A 14,992-nucleotide genomic window follows, 5' to 3' on the forward strand; every position below is an offset into this window, starting at 1 on the left:
GGTCAGCTCAACTGCCGCCGCATGAGCGTCAGATCGAGCCAGCGGCCGAACTTGGTGCCGACCTCGCGCACCGTTCCGGCATGCTCGAAACCGTGTCGCTCGTGCAGCCGGATCGAGGCCGCGTTGCCCGACTCGATGCCGGCGATCATGACGTGCAGACCCGCGGCGGTGGCCGAGTCGACGAGCGTCGTCAGCAGGGCGGAGCCGATGCCGGCGCCCTGATGGCCCCCGGTGACGTACACCGAGTTCTCCACGGTGTGCCGGAAGCCCGAGTACGCCTTCCAGGGCCCGTAGACCCCGAACCCGACGACCTCGGCGCCGAGTTCCGCCACGTACGCCGAACCGCGCTCAAGATGCGCGCCCAGCCAGGCCGCGCCCTCCACGCGGGACTGCGGGGTGTCCGTCCACAGCGCCATGCCGTGCTCGATGGCGTGATTGCGGATGGCGAGGACGGCGTCCAGGTCGTCGTGGTGTGCGGGGCGGACCTTCACCGCCGGGGCCCGGTTCTCGTATCGTGGATCCATGTCCAATATCGTAGACCCTCTGGTGGAGCGCATCGGTGCCCGGATCCGCGCGGAGCGGGACCGGCGCCGTTGGACCCTCGCGGAGCTGGCCGAGGAGTCCGGGGTGTCGCGGGCGATGATCCACCGCATCGAGCGCGGCGAGAGCAGCCCGAGCGCCGTGATCCTCGGCAAGCTGTCGGCGGCGTTCCGGCTGAGCGTGGCGACGCTGCTCGACCCGGAGCCGGAGCCCGGGTCGGCCGGGGAGCGGGTGCGGCGCGCGGAGGCGGCGCCGCGGTGGCAGGACCCGGAGACCGGATACGCGCGGCGGCAGGTGTCGGGGCCCGGGTTCCCCGCCGAGGTGGCCGAGATCCGGCTCCCGGCCGGGGCGGAGGTCCCGTACCCGGCCGCGGCGTTCGCGTTCCACCGGCAGATCATCTGGGTGCTCGAAGGACATCTCACGTTCCACGAGGGCGACGTGGTGCACGAACTCGACGCGGGCGACACCGTCGAACTGGGCCCGCCGACGGCCTGCGTCTTCGTCAACTCCACGGAGCGCGACTGCCGTTACGCCGTGGTCCTGGTGCGCGGAGAGGCGCCGTGACGATGCCGCGCGGCGCCGTCGCGGTCCTCTCCTGCACCGCGGGCGTCGCGCTCGCCAACAACTACGCGATCCAGCCGGCGCTCGGCGACGTCGCCCGCGACACCGGAACCTCCGCCGCAGCCATCGGCCTGGTCACGACCGCCGCGCTCGCCGGATGCATCGCCGGATTCGCCTTCCTGCTGCCGCTCGCCGACCGGGCGGCGCCGCGCCGGCTCGTCACGGGGCAGCTCACCCTGCTCACCGCGGGGCTGCTGCTCGCCTCCTGCGCACCCGGCCTCGGCGTGCTGCTCCTCGCGTACGTGATGGTGGGCGCGGGCGCGAGCGTCAGCGCGATGGCGTCCACGATCGCCGGGCGCGGGGTGCCGAGCGAGCGGCGCGGCGCGGCCGTCGCGGGCGTCGCGGCGGGCATGTCGGCCGGGATCCTGCTCAGCCGGCTCGTCGGCGGGGCGCTCGCGGACACGCTCGGCTGGCGGGGGATGCTGCTCGCGTTCGCGGGGCTCGTCGTGGTGTGCGGGGCGGCGGCGTGGGCGCGGCTGCCGGGGGAGCGGCCCGGGGGCGGTGACGGCGGCGGGTACCTCGGCACCCTGGCCGCGCTGCCCGGGCTGCTGCGGCGGCACCGTGCGCTGCGGCTCGCGGTGCTGAGCGGCAGCCTGTGGTACCTGGCCTTCAGCCTCGTCTGGGTCGCGCTCACGGTGCGGCTCGCGCAGCCGCCGTACGGTCTCGACGCGGCGGCCATCGGGCTGTACAGCCTGGCCGGGGCGCTCGGGTTCGCGGCGTTGCCCGTGGCCGGGCGCCTCGGTGACCGGTACTCGCCGCGCGCGGTGATCGCCGGGAGCATGGCGGTGGCGGCCGTCGGCGCGGGGCTGCTGTGCACGGGGCTCGACCGGCCCGTGGTGACGGCCGCGGGCCTCGCCCTGGTCGACGCGGGCTGCTTCACGGCGCAGGCCGCCAACCAGACCCGCGTCCTGTCCATCGACCCGCGCCGCAGCGGCAGCCTCAGCGGCGTCTACCTGCTCCTGTACTTCCTGGCGGGAGCCCTCGGCGCGGGCGTGGCGGCGCCGCTTGTCTCGGCGGGCGGCTGGGGCGCGGCGAGCGGGGTGGTGTGCGGGGCGCTGGTCGTGGCGGGTGTGTCCGTCGTACCTCTGCGGCTACGGGTGAGCCGATCAAGCCCCTGCGGCGATTGAGCAGCGGGGTCCGGGGCGGAGCCCCGTGCGGTGGGGCGCAGGCCACCCGGTGACCTCAACGCCCCACCCGGTCACGCCTCGCGCTGCGCCCGCTTCTCCGCCTGCTCCGCGTGGAGCTTCTTGACGCGCACGTTCTCCTTGCGGACATCCGCCTGCGTGGCCCGCTCCGCCTGAAGCCACTCGGGGTTCTCGGTCTTGATGGCCTCGATCTGCTCCGTGGTCAGCGCCTCCGTGACGCCGCCGCGGGCCAGGCCCGAGATGGAGACGCCCAGCTTCTGCGCCACGACGGGGCGCGGGTGCGGGCCGTTCTCGCGCAGCTCGACGAGCCACTGCGGCGGCTCGGCCTGCATCGCGGTCAGCTCGGCGCGCGAGACGACGCCCTCCTGGAACTCGGCGGGCGTGGCCTCGAGGTACACACCCAGCTTCTTCGCCGCGGTCGCGGGCTTCATGGTCTGGGTGCTCTGGTGCGAACTCATGAGGTCAAGGGTATCGAGCGAGACGGGGCCCGCCGACCACGGCGGGTAACCTTGACCCGTGACCGGCACGCAAGAGACCCCCGCACCGCCCTCGAAGCCCGGCTTCCGCCTGGCCTACGTTCCCGGGGCCACCCCCGCCAAGTGGGTGCGGATCTGGCGTGAGCGCCTGCCCGACGTCCCCCTCGACCTGGTGCAGGTGACCGCGGCCGAGGTGTCCGACGTGCTGCGCCGCGGGGACGCCGACGCGGGCCTGGTGCGGCCGCCCGTCGACCGCACGTACTTCAGCGCGATCCCGCTCTACACCGAGAAGACCGTGGTCGTGGTCCCGAAGGACCATCTCGTGACCGCCGCGGACGAGGTCTCTCTCGCCGACCTGGCCGACGAGATCGTGCAGCACCCCCTCGACGACGTACTCGGCTGGGAGCGGCCGCCGGGGCAGCCCGCCTTCGAGCGCCCCGCCACCACGGCCGACGCCATCGAGCTGGTCGCGGCGGGCGTGGGCCTGCTCGTCGTCCCGATGTCGCTCGCCCGCCTGCACCACCGCCGCGACCTCACGTACCGGACGGTCACCGACGCCCCGGAGTCGAGCGTGGTGCTCGCCTGGCCGGAGGAGCGCACCACGGATCACGTCGAGGACTTCATCGGCATCGTGCGGGGCCGGACCGTGAACAGTACGCGGGGCCGTCCGCAGGCGGAGCCGGCGAAGAGTGAGGCCGGGAAGAAGAAGCCGCCGGGGAAGAAGCCGTTCGTGAAGCCGGGGCGTATTCGGCAGGACGGGAGGCCGCAGTCGAAGCGGAGTGCGAATAAGCCGGCTAAGCGGAAGCGGTCCTGAGGCACCGGGCTGCGTGCACGTCGGCCGTCCGCCGGTCGCGGGGCTCCGCCCCGGACCCCGCTGCTCAATCGCCGCAGGGGCTTGATCGGCTTGATCGGCTTGAATGGGATGGTGCTCCTGCTCGCAAGCCGTCCATCACCAGGTCCAGCAGGCGGCCCGCCCGTTCCTGCCAGTCGCCGCGGGGGTCGATCAGCCACAGGCCCGCGATGGCCAGCATGAAGTCGTCCGGGGTGATGCCGGGGCGGATCGTGCCCGCCTTCTCGTTGGCGTCCAGGAGATGTGACACCGCCTCGGTCAGCGGGCCGTGGGCGAGTTGTTTCATCGTGCCGCGCGCGCTCGTCGCCTCACGGAGCGCGTCCGCGAGGCCCGCCTTGGCCATCGCGTACTGGGCGAGGCGGTCCATCCACTCGCGCAGGGCCAGCTCAGGCGGTCGCCCGCACAGCAACTCGCAGGCCGCGGCGGCCACCTGCTCCACCTCGTAGCGGTACACCTCGAGGACGAGCGCCTCACGGCTGGGGAAATTGCGGTAGAACGTGCCCTGCCCGACGCCCGCCTTCTTGGCGATCGCGCTCAGCGGTGTGTCCGCGGAGCGCGTCAGTTCGGCCAGCGCCACCTCGAGGATGCGGTCGCGATTGCGCTGCGCGTCCGAGCGCAGCGCGGCCGGCTTCTTCGCGTGCCCCACGCGACTTCACCTCCTTCGGCCGTGGCGGGGAATAGTGCTTGCTAGGCGGACAGTTGTCCACTACGTTCGTGTCCCGTAGAGCGGACAGCTGTCCGGTTAGAGTCCACACCATAGTGGGTACCGGCCCCGGACCGCACCCATGCCCGGTCCGCGTCCCACCTTGCGTACAGCGCCGATTCTCCACGCATCAGACACGCGAAAGAAGGCTGCACACATGCCCCCAGCTGACACCGGCGGCACGACCGTGTCCGCTACGTCCAGCGTCGTCACCCTGAACATCAACGGGGAGAAGCACACGCTGCCCGTCGACCACCGCACCACGCTGCTCGACGCCCTGCGCGAGCGGCTCGATCTGACCGGCACGAAGAAGGGCTGCGACCAGGGGCAGTGCGGCGCCTGCACGGTGCTCGTCGACGGTCGCAGGACCGTGGCCTGTCTGCAGCTCGCGGTCGCCGCCGAGGGCCGCGAGATCACCACCATCGAGGGCGTCGCCGGGCCGGACGGTGAACTGCACCCGGTCCAGGAGGCGTTCGTCGAGCTCGACGGCTATCAGTGCGGCTACTGCACGCCCGGACAGATCTGTTCGGCGCTCGCCGTCATCGAGGAGCACGCCGCGGGCTGGCCGTCCGCGGCCACCGCCGACGTGCGGCCCGAGGCCGGGCCGCAGCCGCTGACCCCGGACGAGATCAGGGAACGGATGAGCGGAAACCTGTGCCGCTGCGGCGCGTACGTGTCGATCGTGCAAGCGGTCGCCCACGCGGCCGCGCACTCCGCCGAGGACGCGAAGGAGACCGTGGCGTGAGGGAGTTCGGATACGAGCGGGCGTCCGATGTGCCGGGCGCGGTGGCGGTGCTCGGGGCCGACCCCGAGGCGCGCTACCTCGGCGGCGGGACCAACCTCGTCGACCTGATGAAGATCGGCGTGGAGCGGCCCGCGCGCCTCGTCGACGTACGTGAACTGCCGCTCGACAGCGTAGAGTCGACTGAAGACGGCGGGCTCCGCATCGGCGCCACCGTCACCAACAGCGACCTCGCCGCCCACCCCGAAGTGCGGCGCCGCTACCCGGCGTTGGCGCAGGCCGTGCTCGCCGGGGCCTCCGGGCAGCTGCGCAACATGGCCACCGTCGGCGGGAATCTGCTCCAGCGCACCCGCTGCGGCTACTTCACCGACGTCAGCAAGCCGTGCAACAAGCGGGAGCCCGGCAGCGGTTGCCCGGCCGTCGAGGGCGAGCACCGCAATCACGCCATCCTCGGCGCGAGCGAGCACTGCGTGGCCGTGCACCCGTCCGACATGGGTGTCGCGCTCGCCGCGTTCGACGCCGTCGTCGAGTACGAAACCGCCGAGGGCAAGGGGGAGTTGGCGCTCGCCGACTTCTATCGGGCCGTCGGTGACACCCCGCACCTGGAGACCGCGCTCCCGGCCGGCGCGCTCATCACCGCGGTCACCCTGCCGCCCGCGCCCGTCGCGGCCAACTCGACGTACCGCAAGGTCCGCGAGCGCGCCTCGTACGCCTTCGCGATCGGCTCCGTGGCCGCCGCCGTCGATGTACAGGACGGTGTCGTACGGGACGCGCGGATCGCGCTCGGCGCGGTCGCCTCGCGGCCGTGGCGGGCCCGTGCCGCAGAGGCGGCGCTGATCGGGCAGCCCGCGGAGGGCGCGACGTTCGCGGCCGCCGCCGACGCCGAACTCGCCGCGGCGAAGCCGCTGCCCGACAGCAGGTACAAGGTGCCCCTGATGCGCAATCTGATCATTGCGCTGCTCACCGAACTCGCCTCGGAGGCCACCCGATGACGACGACCACCACCACAGCGGCCGGCACGACGAAGACGAACTCGGTGGGTGTCGGGCGCAGCCGGATCGAGGGCCGCGAGAAGGTCACCGGAGCCGCCCGGTACGCGGGCGAGTTCCCGTTCACCGACCTCGCGCACGGCTGGCTCGTGCTGTCCACCGTGGCACGCGGCCGGGTCCGTTCCGTCGGTGAGGAGGCCGTGCGCGCCATGCCCGGCGTCCTCGCCGTCATGCACCACGGCAACGCGCCCCGGATCAACACCGATTACCTCACCCTGATGGGGCCGCCCGACGGCATCCTCCACGTCTTCCAGGACGACAAGGTGAGGCACGCGGGCTGGCCCGTCGCGCTCGTCGTCGCCGAGACGTCCGAGCAGGCGCGGGAGGCCGCCGAGGCGCTCGTCGTCGAGTACGACGTCGAGCCGCACGACATCGCCTTCGAGGCCGACCGCCCCGGCACGTACACCCCTGAGGGCTCCGCCGCCGCCAAGGGCGACCTGGAGGCCGAACTCGCCGCGTCCACCGCCGTCGTGGACGAGCGCTACACCACCCCCGAGACGCACCACACGGCCATGGAGCCGCACGCGGTGACCGTGCGCTGGGAGGACGGGCGCCTGGAGGTGTGGGACGCCAACCAGGGCAGCAAGGCCGTCGCCGACCAGCTCGCGCAGACCTTCTCGCTCGACCCGTCCGCTGTGCGCGTGCGCTCGGAACACGTCGGCGGCGCCTTCGGCGGCAAGCTCGTGGCGTCGCACCACATCGCCGCCGTGATGGCCGCCACCGAGCTCCAGCGCCCCGTCCGCCTGGCCATGACGCGACGTCAGGTCTTCGCGCTCACCACCTACCGCAGCCCCACCACGCAGCGGGTACGCCTCGGCGCCGACGCCGACGGACGCCTGCGCGCGTTCGGGCACGACGCGCAGTCGCTGACCTCGAACATCCGCGAGTTCGTCGAGGCGAGCGCCGGGTACGGCCGCGTGATGTACGCGTCCGACGCGCACCACTCCGTGAACCGTGTGGTGCCCGTGGACCTGCCGACCCCGGGGTTCGTGCGGGCGCCCGGCGAGGCCCCCGGCTCGTACGCCGTGGAGTCGGCGCTCGACGAGCTCGCCGAGAAGCTCGGCATGGACCCGGTCGCGCTGCGCGTGCGCAACGAACCGGAGGTCGGCCCGGTGTCCGGGCTACCCTTCAGCAGCCGGAATCTGCTGGGCTGTTACGAGGACGGCGCGCGCCGCTTCGGCTGGGAGGGCCGCGACCCGCGGCCGCGCGTGCGCCGCGAGGGCCGCTGGCTCCTCGGCACCGGCGTGGCCGCCTGCTCCTTCCCGTCCGGTGTCGCCCCGTCCACCGCGTCCGTCACCGCCGAGCACGACGGTACGTTCACGGTCCGGATCACGGCGGCGGACGTCGGCACAGGGGCCCGTACCGCGCTGACCCAGATCGCCGCGGACGAACTCGGCGTCGACCAGGGCCTGGTACGGGTGCGGATCGCCGACAGCGACTTCGGGCAGGCCTGGCTCTCGGGCGGTTCCATGGGCACCCGCTCGTGGGGCTGGGCCGTGATGGCGGCCAGCCGCGAACTGCGCGACCGCCTGTCCCCGACCGCCCCCATCCCGACCGAGGGCCTCACGGTCCGCACCGACACCACCGAACTGGTCGGCGCGCTCGCACAGAAGGAGCGCTACTCCTACGGCGCCCAGTTCGCCGAGGTCGCCGTGGACGTGGCGAGCGGCGAGGTCCGCGTGCGCCGGCTCCTCGGCGTCTTCTCCGCGGGCCGCATCATCAACCCCCTCACCGCGCGCAGCCAGTTGGTGGGCGGCATGACGTGGGGCATCTCCATGGCCCTGCACGAGGAGGCCGTCCGCGACGCGGCGGACGGCGGGCACGTCGGCGCCGACTTCGCGGGCTACCACGTCGCCGCCAACGCGGACGTGCCGGTCGTCGAGGCGCACTGGGTCGACGACAGCGACCCGGACGACCCCGTCGGCATCAAGGGCGTCGGCGAGATCGGCATCGTCGGCACGGCCGCCGCGATCGGCAACGCCGTGTGGCACGCGACCGGTGTGCGCCACCGCGACCTGCCGCTGCGCCCTGACCGGGTGCTGCTCGCCGAGGCGGAGCGCAATGCTTGACCTCGCCGCCGAACTGAGCGAATGGGCCGCGCAGGGCCGGGAGTTCGCTGTCGCCACCGTCGTATCGGTGAGCGGCAGCGCGCCCCGGCCGCCCGGCGCGGCCCTCGCCGTCGACTCGGCGGGCGAGGTCATCGGCTCGGTGTCCGGCGGCTGCGTCGAGGGTGCGGTGTACGAACTGTGCGTGCAGGCCCTGGCGGACGGCGGGCCCGCCCGGGAGAGGTTCGGGTACAGCGACGACGACGCGTTCGCGGTGGGTCTGACCTGCGGCGGCGAGGTCGAGGTGCACGTCGAACCGGTGCGGCTCGACTCGCCGTCCCGTACGACGGTGGTCTCGGCGCTCGCCGTCGCGGCCCGCGGCGAGGCGGTGGCGCTGGCCAGGATCCTCGACGGTCCCGGTGAACTCCCGCTCACCGGCGGCCTGTTGATGATCCGCCCCGACGGTTCGCACGAGGGGCGGTTGACGCGGGGCGACGACTCGGGGCTCGCGGCGCAGGCCCGCGCCTACCTCGACCTCGGCCGCACCGGGCTGTGCGAGGTGCCGGAGAGCAAGGCGCGCTGCGACGGCGACGTCACCCTGTTCGTCGAGTCCAGCGTGCCGCCCGCGCGGATGATCGTGTTCGGCGCGGTGGACTTCGCGGGCGCGCTCGTCAAGGTCGGCAAGCTGCTCGGCTTCCACGTCACCCTGTGCGACGCGCGCGGCGTCTTCGCCACGCCGACGCGTTTCCCGGAGGCGGACGAGGTGGTCGTGGAGTGGCCGGACCGCTACCTCCGCGCTACCGACACGGACGAGCGCACCGTGCTGTGCGTGCTGACGCACGACGCGAAGTTCGATGTGCCGTTGCTGGAAGTGGCGTTGCGGCTGCCCGTCGCGTACGTCGGGGCTATGGGGTCGCGGCGCACGCACGAGGACCGGATGGAGAAGCTGCGCGAAGTCGGCCTGAGCGAGGGCGAGTTGGAGCGTCTGCACTCCCCGATAGGTCTCGACATCGGTGGGCGCACTCCGGAGGAGACGGCCGTGTCGATCGGCGCGGAGATCGTCGCGTCGCGGCGGGGCGGCAGTGGTTCGCCGCTGAGGGCGGGGGAGGGGGCGATCCACTCGCCGTCGTGACGGGGTGACGGTGTCGCGGTCTGTGGGTCCCGGCCGTCCTACCACGTGCGGGTGTCGCGTGGCGCCACGTACGGCTCCTCGTCCTCGGGGAGGCCGCCGCTGATGGCGCGCTGGCGGGCCAGCTCCGCGTCGAGTTCCAGGCCGAGCAGCAGCGCCAGGTTCGAGAGCCACAGCCAGACCAGGAAGATGACGGCCCCGGCGAGCGTGCCGTACGTCTTGTTGTACGAGCCGAACCCGGCCACGTACAGCGCGAAGCCACCTGAGGCGGCCAGCCACAGCAGTACGGCGAGGAGGCTGCCGGGGCTCAGCCAACGGAAGCCCGGACCACGGACGTTGGGGGCGCGCCAGAACAGCAGCGCCACCATCAGCACCACCAGGACGAGCAGCACCGGCCACTTCGCGATGTTCCACGTCATGAGCGCGGCGTCACCCGCCCCGAGCCAGTCGCCCGCGCGCTTGGCCAGCGGACCGGTGAACACGACGATGGTCGCGCTCGCCGCGAGCAGCACCATCAGCGCGACGGTCAGCGTGAGTCGCAGCGGTGTCAGCTTCCACACCGGGCGGCCCTCCTGCGTGTCGTACACGGCGTTCGAGGCGCGGATGAACGCGGCGATGTAGCCGGAGGCCGTCCAGACGGCGGCCAGCAGGCTGACGACCGCGACGACCCCGCTGGCCCCGCCCCTGTCCTGCAACTGCCGCACGGCATCGTTCAGCAGGTCCCGCACCGGGCCCGGTGTGAGGTGGCGCAGACTGTCCAGGACGCCCTCCGTCGCCCGCTCGCCGATCACGCCGAGCAGGGACACCAGGACGAGCAGCGCGGGGAAGAGCGAGAGGACGCCGTAGTACGTCAGCGCGGCCGCCCGGTCCGGCAGCTCGTCGTCGAGGGCCTCCTTGCCGGTGCGGCGCAGCACGGCCCACCAGGAGCGGGCCGGGAGGTCCGTCGGGTCCCGGGGGCCCGGGGCCGGTTCACTGATCGCCATGGGCCTGTTCCTGCGCCTGTTCGTTGGGGGTGAGGGCATCCCCGCTCTCACCGCGGCGGCGGTCCTTCTCCTTGCGGTGGCGGGGGTCGGTCTCCGCCCGCTCGAACTCGTCAAGGACGCTCTCCAGCGCCGTCTCGGCCTCGGCGGGCCGGTCCTCGTCCTCGCGGTGATGCTTGTGGTGGGTCATGGCGCTCCCTCAACTCGTGCTTGCCGTCAGGGGGTTCAGTGGGGGTCCATCAGGACACGGTTCCTCAGGGATTCAGATGTCGCGCTGTTCCAGTGCCCGGGTGGCCGGGCCCTGGATGACCTGACCGTCCGTGTCGAAGCGGGAGCCGTGGCAGGGGCACTCCCAGGCGCGCTCCGCCGCGTTGAACGCGACCAGGCAGCCCAGGTGGGTGCAGCGCGCGGACAGGGCGTGCAGTTTGCCGTCCGGGTCGCGGTACACGGCGCTGCGCCCGCCCTGGGTGCGCAGTACGGCGCCGGAGTCCGGGGGCAGTTCGTCGACGGAGTCGACTCCCGGGGGCCGTACCCGGTCGCCCACGAAGTGGTAGGCCACATCCGCCTGGTGCTTCAGAAAGCGGGGCGCCGCGCGCAGCACGGAGCGCACCCGGCGCGGATCGTAGAGCCCCGCCCACTCGGGCTCGTCGCGGCCCGTGATGAGCGCGGTGAGCAGCCCGCCGGCCATGATGCCGCCGCTGAGGCCCCAGCCGCCGAAGCCCGTGGCGACGTACGTGTGCTTGGCCGCCGGGTGCAGCAGGCCCACGAGTGGTGTCGTGTCGCAGGGGAACGTGTCCTGGGTGGCCCACCCGTAGGCGGGCTCGATGCCGGGGAAGTGGTCCTCGGCCCACGACACGAGGCGCTCCAGGCGCTGCGGGGTGTTCCCGGTGCCGGGGGTGAACTTCTCGCCGGTGACGATGAGCAGCCGCTTCCCGTCCTTGTACGGCGCGGTGCGCACCGACCGCGTGTTGTCCTCCGGCGTGATGTACATGCCGTCCGGGTCGCGCTCCGGGTCGATCGGCGCCGCCACCACCAGTTCTCGGCGGGGCGTGAGCCGGGCGAACAGGAGGGCCCGGTCGAAGATCGGGTAGTGGGTCGCGACGACCACGTCGCGCGCGGTCACCCGGGCCCCCGTCTCGGCCGTCAGATGGCAGTCGCCGTCCTCCTCAAGGCCGAACACCGACGTGTGCTCGTGCAGCAGCGCGCCGCGCGCCCGCAGGTCCTCGGCGAGCCCGAGCAGGTATTTACGCGGGTGGAACTGCGCCTGACCGGTGACACGCACCGCCCCCGCGACCGGGAACGGCAGCCCGGTCTCCGTCACGAACGACGCCGGTAGCCCCGCGGCCCGCGCCGCCCCGGCCTCGGCCCGCACCGCGGTCAGCTGACGCCCTTCGGTCGCGTAGGTATAGGCATCGCGTCGCTCCAACTCGCAGTCGACACCGAGAAGTTCCGAAACCTCGAAGGCGTGCTCCACGGCCTCGGACTGGGACCGCGCGTACTGCCGGGCGGCCTCAGCGCCTCGCGTACGCCGCAATCGTTCGTAACTCAGCGTGTGCAGCGCGGACAGCTTGGCCGACGTGTGCCCGGTGACGCCCTCCGCGATCCTCCCCGCCTCCAGGACCGCCACGCTCAGCCCGGCGCGCGTCAGCTCCCACGCGGTGCTCAGCCCGGCGACACCCGCGCCGATCACCGCGACATCCACGCTCACGTCCCGCTCCAACGGCGGAAAACGCCGCCCCGGCGCGGACTCGATCCAGTAGGAGCTCCGGATGGATGCGCTCTCGGTCATGCCCGACGAGTTCCCCTGAAACGGCTGCTCACGCTCCAGGTCCGGGGCCGGTGCGGGTCAGTGACCACTACGGCCTACTGGTCGACTTCGAGGTGCCGGAGCGGGAGGCGGGGGAATGGGGGGAGTGATCTGTCGCCGCTGTCAGGTCGTCCAGGAGGCGGGTCGTCGTCGTGGTCAGTTCGCCGAGGGCCGCGAGGCCGCGGGCCGGTGGGTCGGCCAGGTAGGCGGCGAAGCGGTCGCCTGCCGCGCGCGCCGCGTCGAGTGCTTCCTCGGACCGGCGCCCGGCCGAGCGGCCGACGTGGTCGGTGTCCGTCGCGCACGCCTCGCCGGCCGCGCGGAACAGTGCGGCCAGCTCGCGCAGCGCCTGCGGCGGCGGTGTCTCGAACGGTGGGGTGTCGTGGGCGGCCTCCGTCAGCGAGCGCAGCGCCTCCGCGAGATGGTCCGCGATCCGCTCCCAGCGGTTCTCGCGGGCCGGCGGAGCGGGTGGCTCTCGGCGCAGCCGGCGGCCGGGGTTGAGGCGGCGGCTCTCGTCCGCCCGGTGTCGCGCGGTGCGCAGCTCGGCGACCGTGGCACCGAGTCGCAGCGCCCGCCCGTGCCACTCCTCCGCGTCGGCCGCGCCGTAGCCGTCCTCGATGCCGTCGGCGATCTCCCGCAGCAGCCGGGCGCAGTCCGTCTGCACCTGGGCCCGCAGCCGCCGCACGTCGCTGGTGTGCACGGGCGGCAGCACCAGCGCGTTGACCAGGACGCCGACGACCGCTCCGAGCAGGGTCTCCATGAGCCGGTGCCCGATCTCCACGGGGGCGTACGAGCCGTACGTCACGACGAAGAGGGCCGCGCTCGGCGCGTACCAGCCCTGGTCGCCGAAGCGCCCGTACGAGCCGATGAGCACGGTGACCGGCAGTGCGATCGCCATGCCGGCCAGCACGTCGTGGGTGAGCGCCATCGCCCCGGAGGCGATCAGCGTGCCTCCCGCGACAACCAGGAACTGCTGCACCGTCGAGCGCACCGAGCGGTACACGGTGCTGTGCACCAGGACCACCGCGGTCCACGGCGCGAGCAGCGCCATCGGCGCGTTCCACCACCAGCCGGCGAGGGCCCACGCCACGATCGCCGCCACCGCGGCTTTCAGTGCCTGCACGGCCGTGGCCCGCTCGGGTCCCGGTCCCGACACGGCACGGCGGGCGGAACCGCCGATGGCCCGGAACTCCTCCACGATCATGCGCCCCGGCATGGGTCGTGGCATCGGTGTGTCCTCCAAGATGTGTGCCGGAAGGATCGGTGGCGGGCCGAGTGCCCGGGCCTGCGCCGGGTGAAACACCGCAGGCCGGGAGTGGTGCGGGTGGGTGTGGGTACTCGGGTGCACGGACGGTGCGCGTGCGGCCGAATCCGTCCCTCACCGCACGATCCGGCGGGAGCGGGTGGAATGAACAGGCCCAACGCCCGGTACCCGGTTCCCATGGATCACACCGCCGCCCCCGTCCTGGAAGCCCTCGACTCCTACCACGCGCACGGCAGGCTCGCCTTCACACCACCCGGTCACAAGCAGGCGCGCGGCGCCGACGAGCAGGCCAGGAGAGTGCTCGGCGACGCCTTCCACGCGGACGTCCTCGCGAGCGGCGGCCTCGACGACCGCCGGATGCGCGGCCGGGTCCTGCGGCGCGCCGAGGAGCTGATGGCCGACGCGGTCCACGCCGACCACACCTTCTTCACCACCTGCGGCAGCTCCCTGTCGGTGAAGGCCGCGATGCTGGCCGTCGCCGGGCCCCACGAGCAGCTGCTCATCGGGCGTGACGCCCACAAGTCCGTGGTGAGCGGGCTGATCCTGTGCGGCATCGACCCCGTGTGGGTCGAACCCCAGTGGGACGCCGAGCGGGGTCTCGCGCACCCGCCCTCCCCGCAGTCGTACGAGGAGGCCTTCGAGCGCCACCCGGACGCGCGCGGCGCGCTGATCACGTCCCCCACCCCGTACGGGACGTGCGGCGACCTGGCCCGGCTCGCCGAGGTCTGCCACGCGCGGGGCAGGCCGCTGATCGTCGACGAGGCGTGGGGCGCGCATCTGCCGTTCCACCCCGACCTGCCGAAGTGGGCCATGGACGCGGGCGCCGACGTGTGTGTCACCAGCATCCACAAGATGGGCAGCGGCCTGGAACAGGGCTCGGTGTTCCATCTGCGCGGCGACCTCATCGACCCGGACACGCTCACCTCCCGCGCCGACCTGCTCGGCACCACCAGCCCCTCCGTCCTCATCTACGCGGGCCTCGACGGCTGGCGGCGCCAGATGCGGCTGCACGGACGCGAACTCCTGGGCGACGCCCTCGACCTCGTGGCGCAGGCGCGGCGGGACATCGACGCGATCGACGGCCTGCACGTGTACGGCCGCGACGACCTCACCGGCGCCGGCCTCGCCCACGACCTCGACCCGCTGCCCGTCCTCATCGACGTGGCCGGCCTCGACACGAGCGGCTACCGCGTCGCCGACTGGCTGCGCTCCCACCGCGCCCTCGACGTGCACATCGCCGACCACCGCAGGATCGGCGCCCAGCTGACCATCGCGGACTCCCCGGCGACGCTCGCCGCGCTCCTCGACGGCCTGCGGGACGTCGCCGAGCACCGCGCCGAACTGCGCGGCGCGCCCGCGGTCGCGGTGCCGAAGCCGTCCGAACTCCGCCTGGAACAGGCCATGTTGCCGCGCGACGCGTACTTCGGGCCGATCGAGGAGGTCCCGCTGGAACGCGCGGAAGGACGCGTCGCCGCCGAGATGACCACGCCGTACCCGCCGGGCATTCCGACGGTGCTGCCGGGGGAGCGGCTCACCGACCCGGTGATCACCTACCTCCGCACCGGCATCGACGCCGGCATGAACGTGCCCGATCCGGCGGACCCGGCGCTGCGCACGATCCGGGTCGTCGCCGAACCGGCCTGA

Annotated in this window: 15 protein-coding genes; 8 read left to right on the plus strand and 7 right to left on the minus strand. The window is 73.2% G+C overall.

What is annotated here, in order from left to right; all coding sequences use genetic code 11:
• Positions 1 to 2: 2 nt before the first annotated feature.
• A complete protein-coding gene (locus tag ACP4E5_RS37800) occupies positions 3 to 524 on the minus strand; it encodes a GNAT family N-acetyltransferase (RefSeq protein WP_425837045.1) in 522 nt (173 codons plus the stop codon).
• On the opposite strand from ACP4E5_RS37800, the gene ACP4E5_RS37805 reads away from it, so the two are divergent.
• Together ACP4E5_RS37805 and ACP4E5_RS37810 are read left to right on the plus strand one after the other, a co-directional pair.
• Entirely contained in the window at positions 523 to 1,104 is a 582-nt protein-coding gene (locus ACP4E5_RS37805) for a helix-turn-helix domain-containing protein (RefSeq protein WP_425837048.1), read from the plus strand. The two genes, ACP4E5_RS37800 and ACP4E5_RS37805, sit on opposite strands and share 2 nt — an antisense overlap.
• A 2-nt stretch (positions 1,105 to 1,106) precedes the next feature.
• Positions 1,107 to 2,288 (plus strand): MFS transporter, encoded by a 1,182-nt coding sequence (locus ACP4E5_RS37810; protein WP_425841958.1) that lies wholly within the window; start codon positions 1,107 to 1,109, stop codon positions 2,286 to 2,288.
• A 71-nt stretch (positions 2,289 to 2,359) separates the two neighbouring features.
• Here ACP4E5_RS37810 and ACP4E5_RS37815 read toward each other — a convergent pair whose 3' ends face one another.
• Positions 2,360 to 2,764 carry a DUF5997 family protein gene (locus ACP4E5_RS37815; protein WP_425837051.1) on the minus strand — a complete coding sequence of 135 codons (405 nt, stop codon included), beginning with the start codon at positions 2,762 to 2,764 and terminating at the stop codon, positions 2,360 to 2,362.
• Between the two features lie 58 nt (positions 2,765 to 2,822).
• Between ACP4E5_RS37815 and ACP4E5_RS37820 the strand changes: the two genes are divergently transcribed.
• The gene (locus ACP4E5_RS37820) at positions 2,823 to 3,596 is read left to right on the plus strand and encodes a LysR family substrate-binding domain-containing protein (protein WP_425837054.1); all 774 of its coding nucleotides are present in this window, start codon (positions 2,823 to 2,825) and stop codon (positions 3,594 to 3,596) included.
• A 64-nt stretch (positions 3,597 to 3,660) separates the two neighbouring features.
• On the opposite strand, the gene ACP4E5_RS37825 is transcribed toward ACP4E5_RS37820, so the two are convergent.
• Positions 3,661 to 4,278 (minus strand): TetR/AcrR family transcriptional regulator, encoded by a 618-nt coding sequence (locus ACP4E5_RS37825; RefSeq protein ID WP_425837057.1) that lies wholly within the window; start codon positions 4,276 to 4,278, stop codon positions 3,661 to 3,663.
• A gap of 214 nt (positions 4,279 to 4,492) precedes the next feature.
• Here ACP4E5_RS37825 and ACP4E5_RS37830 point away from each other — a divergent pair, with 214 nt between their 5' ends.
• The 4 genes from ACP4E5_RS37830 to ACP4E5_RS37845 are packed head-to-tail and all read left to right on the plus strand — an operon-like array spanning position 4,493 to position 9,303.
• Positions 4,493 to 5,080 (plus strand): 2Fe-2S iron-sulfur cluster-binding protein, encoded by a 588-nt coding sequence (locus ACP4E5_RS37830; protein ID WP_425837060.1) that lies wholly within the window; start codon positions 4,493 to 4,495, stop codon positions 5,078 to 5,080.
• The gene (locus ACP4E5_RS37835; protein WP_425837063.1) at positions 5,077 to 6,069 is read left to right on the plus strand and encodes an FAD binding domain-containing protein; all 993 of its coding nucleotides are present in this window, start codon (positions 5,077 to 5,079) and stop codon (positions 6,067 to 6,069) included. The genes ACP4E5_RS37830 and ACP4E5_RS37835 overlap by 4 nt, the downstream gene beginning before the upstream one ends.
• Entirely contained in the window at positions 6,066 to 8,195 is a 2,130-nt protein-coding gene (locus tag ACP4E5_RS37840; RefSeq protein WP_425837065.1) for a xanthine dehydrogenase family protein molybdopterin-binding subunit, read from the plus strand. Before ACP4E5_RS37835 ends, ACP4E5_RS37840 begins: the two co-directional genes overlap by 4 nt.
• Entirely contained in the window at positions 8,188 to 9,303 is a 1,116-nt protein-coding gene (locus tag ACP4E5_RS37845; RefSeq protein ID WP_425837068.1) for an XdhC family protein, read from the plus strand. Before ACP4E5_RS37840 ends, ACP4E5_RS37845 begins: the two co-directional genes overlap by 8 nt.
• A 38-nt stretch (positions 9,304 to 9,341) precedes the next feature.
• On the opposite strand, the gene ACP4E5_RS37850 is transcribed toward ACP4E5_RS37845, so the two are convergent.
• From ACP4E5_RS37850 to ACP4E5_RS37865, 4 genes are all read right to left on the minus strand, one after another.
• A complete protein-coding gene (locus tag ACP4E5_RS37850) occupies positions 9,342 to 10,283 on the minus strand; it encodes a YihY/virulence factor BrkB family protein (protein WP_425837070.1) in 942 nt (313 codons plus the stop codon).
• Entirely contained in the window at positions 10,270 to 10,470 is a 201-nt protein-coding gene (locus ACP4E5_RS37855) for a hypothetical protein (RefSeq protein WP_425837073.1), read from the minus strand. Before ACP4E5_RS37855 ends, ACP4E5_RS37850 begins: the two co-directional genes overlap by 14 nt.
• A gap of 72 nt (positions 10,471 to 10,542) precedes the next feature.
• On the minus strand, positions 10,543 to 12,069 hold the full coding sequence (locus ACP4E5_RS37860; RefSeq protein WP_425837075.1) for an FAD-dependent oxidoreductase: 1,527 nt from the start codon (positions 12,067 to 12,069) through the stop codon (positions 10,543 to 10,545).
• 67 nt (positions 12,070 to 12,136) lie between these two features.
• On the minus strand, positions 12,137 to 13,312 hold the full coding sequence (locus tag ACP4E5_RS37865) for an FUSC family protein (RefSeq protein WP_425837077.1): 1,176 nt from the start codon (positions 13,310 to 13,312) through the stop codon (positions 12,137 to 12,139).
• A 213-nt stretch (positions 13,313 to 13,525) separates the two neighbouring features.
• On the opposite strand from ACP4E5_RS37865, the gene ACP4E5_RS37870 reads away from it, so the two are divergent.
• Positions 13,526 to 14,992 carry an aminotransferase class I/II-fold pyridoxal phosphate-dependent enzyme gene (locus ACP4E5_RS37870; protein WP_425837080.1) on the plus strand — a complete coding sequence of 489 codons (1,467 nt, stop codon included), beginning with the start codon at positions 13,526 to 13,528 and terminating at the stop codon, positions 14,990 to 14,992.

Origin of the sequence: Streptomyces fractus, assembly GCF_049844455.1 — a bacterium.
Classification (GTDB): domain Bacteria; phylum Actinomycetota; class Actinomycetes; order Streptomycetales; family Streptomycetaceae; genus Streptomyces; species Streptomyces fractus.

Excerpts from the sequence above, each read along its gene's own strand:
- ACP4E5_RS37860 (WP_425837075.1), bottom strand. The coding sequence starts at position 12,069 with ATGACCGAGAGCGCATCCATCCGGAGCTCCTACTGGATCGAGTCCGCG.
- ACP4E5_RS37800 (WP_425837045.1), bottom strand. The coding sequence starts at position 524 with ATGGATCCACGATACGAGAACCGGGCCCCGGCGGTGAAGGTCCGCCCC.
- ACP4E5_RS37855 (WP_425837073.1), bottom strand. The coding sequence starts at position 10,470 with ATGACCCACCACAAGCATCACCGCGAGGACGAGGACCGGCCCGCCGAG.
- ACP4E5_RS37840 (WP_425837065.1), top strand. The coding sequence starts at position 6,066 with ATGACGACGACCACCACCACAGCGGCCGGCACGACGAAGACGAACTCG.
- ACP4E5_RS37845 (WP_425837068.1), top strand. The coding sequence starts at position 8,188 with ATGCTTGACCTCGCCGCCGAACTGAGCGAATGGGCCGCGCAGGGCCGG.
- ACP4E5_RS37850 (WP_425837070.1), bottom strand. The coding sequence starts at position 10,283 with ATGGCGATCAGTGAACCGGCCCCGGGCCCCCGGGACCCGACGGACCTC.
- ACP4E5_RS37805 (WP_425837048.1), top strand. The coding sequence starts at position 523 with ATGTCCAATATCGTAGACCCTCTGGTGGAGCGCATCGGTGCCCGGATC.
- ACP4E5_RS37865 (WP_425837077.1), bottom strand. The coding sequence starts at position 13,312 with ATGCCACGACCCATGCCGGGGCGCATGATCGTGGAGGAGTTCCGGGCC.
- ACP4E5_RS37810 (WP_425841958.1), top strand. The coding sequence starts at position 1,107 with ATGCCGCGCGGCGCCGTCGCGGTCCTCTCCTGCACCGCGGGCGTCGCG.
- ACP4E5_RS37870 (WP_425837080.1), top strand. The coding sequence starts at position 13,526 with ATGGATCACACCGCCGCCCCCGTCCTGGAAGCCCTCGACTCCTACCAC.
- ACP4E5_RS37830 (WP_425837060.1), top strand. The coding sequence starts at position 4,493 with ATGCCCCCAGCTGACACCGGCGGCACGACCGTGTCCGCTACGTCCAGC.
- ACP4E5_RS37815 (WP_425837051.1), bottom strand. The coding sequence starts at position 2,764 with ATGAGTTCGCACCAGAGCACCCAGACCATGAAGCCCGCGACCGCGGCG.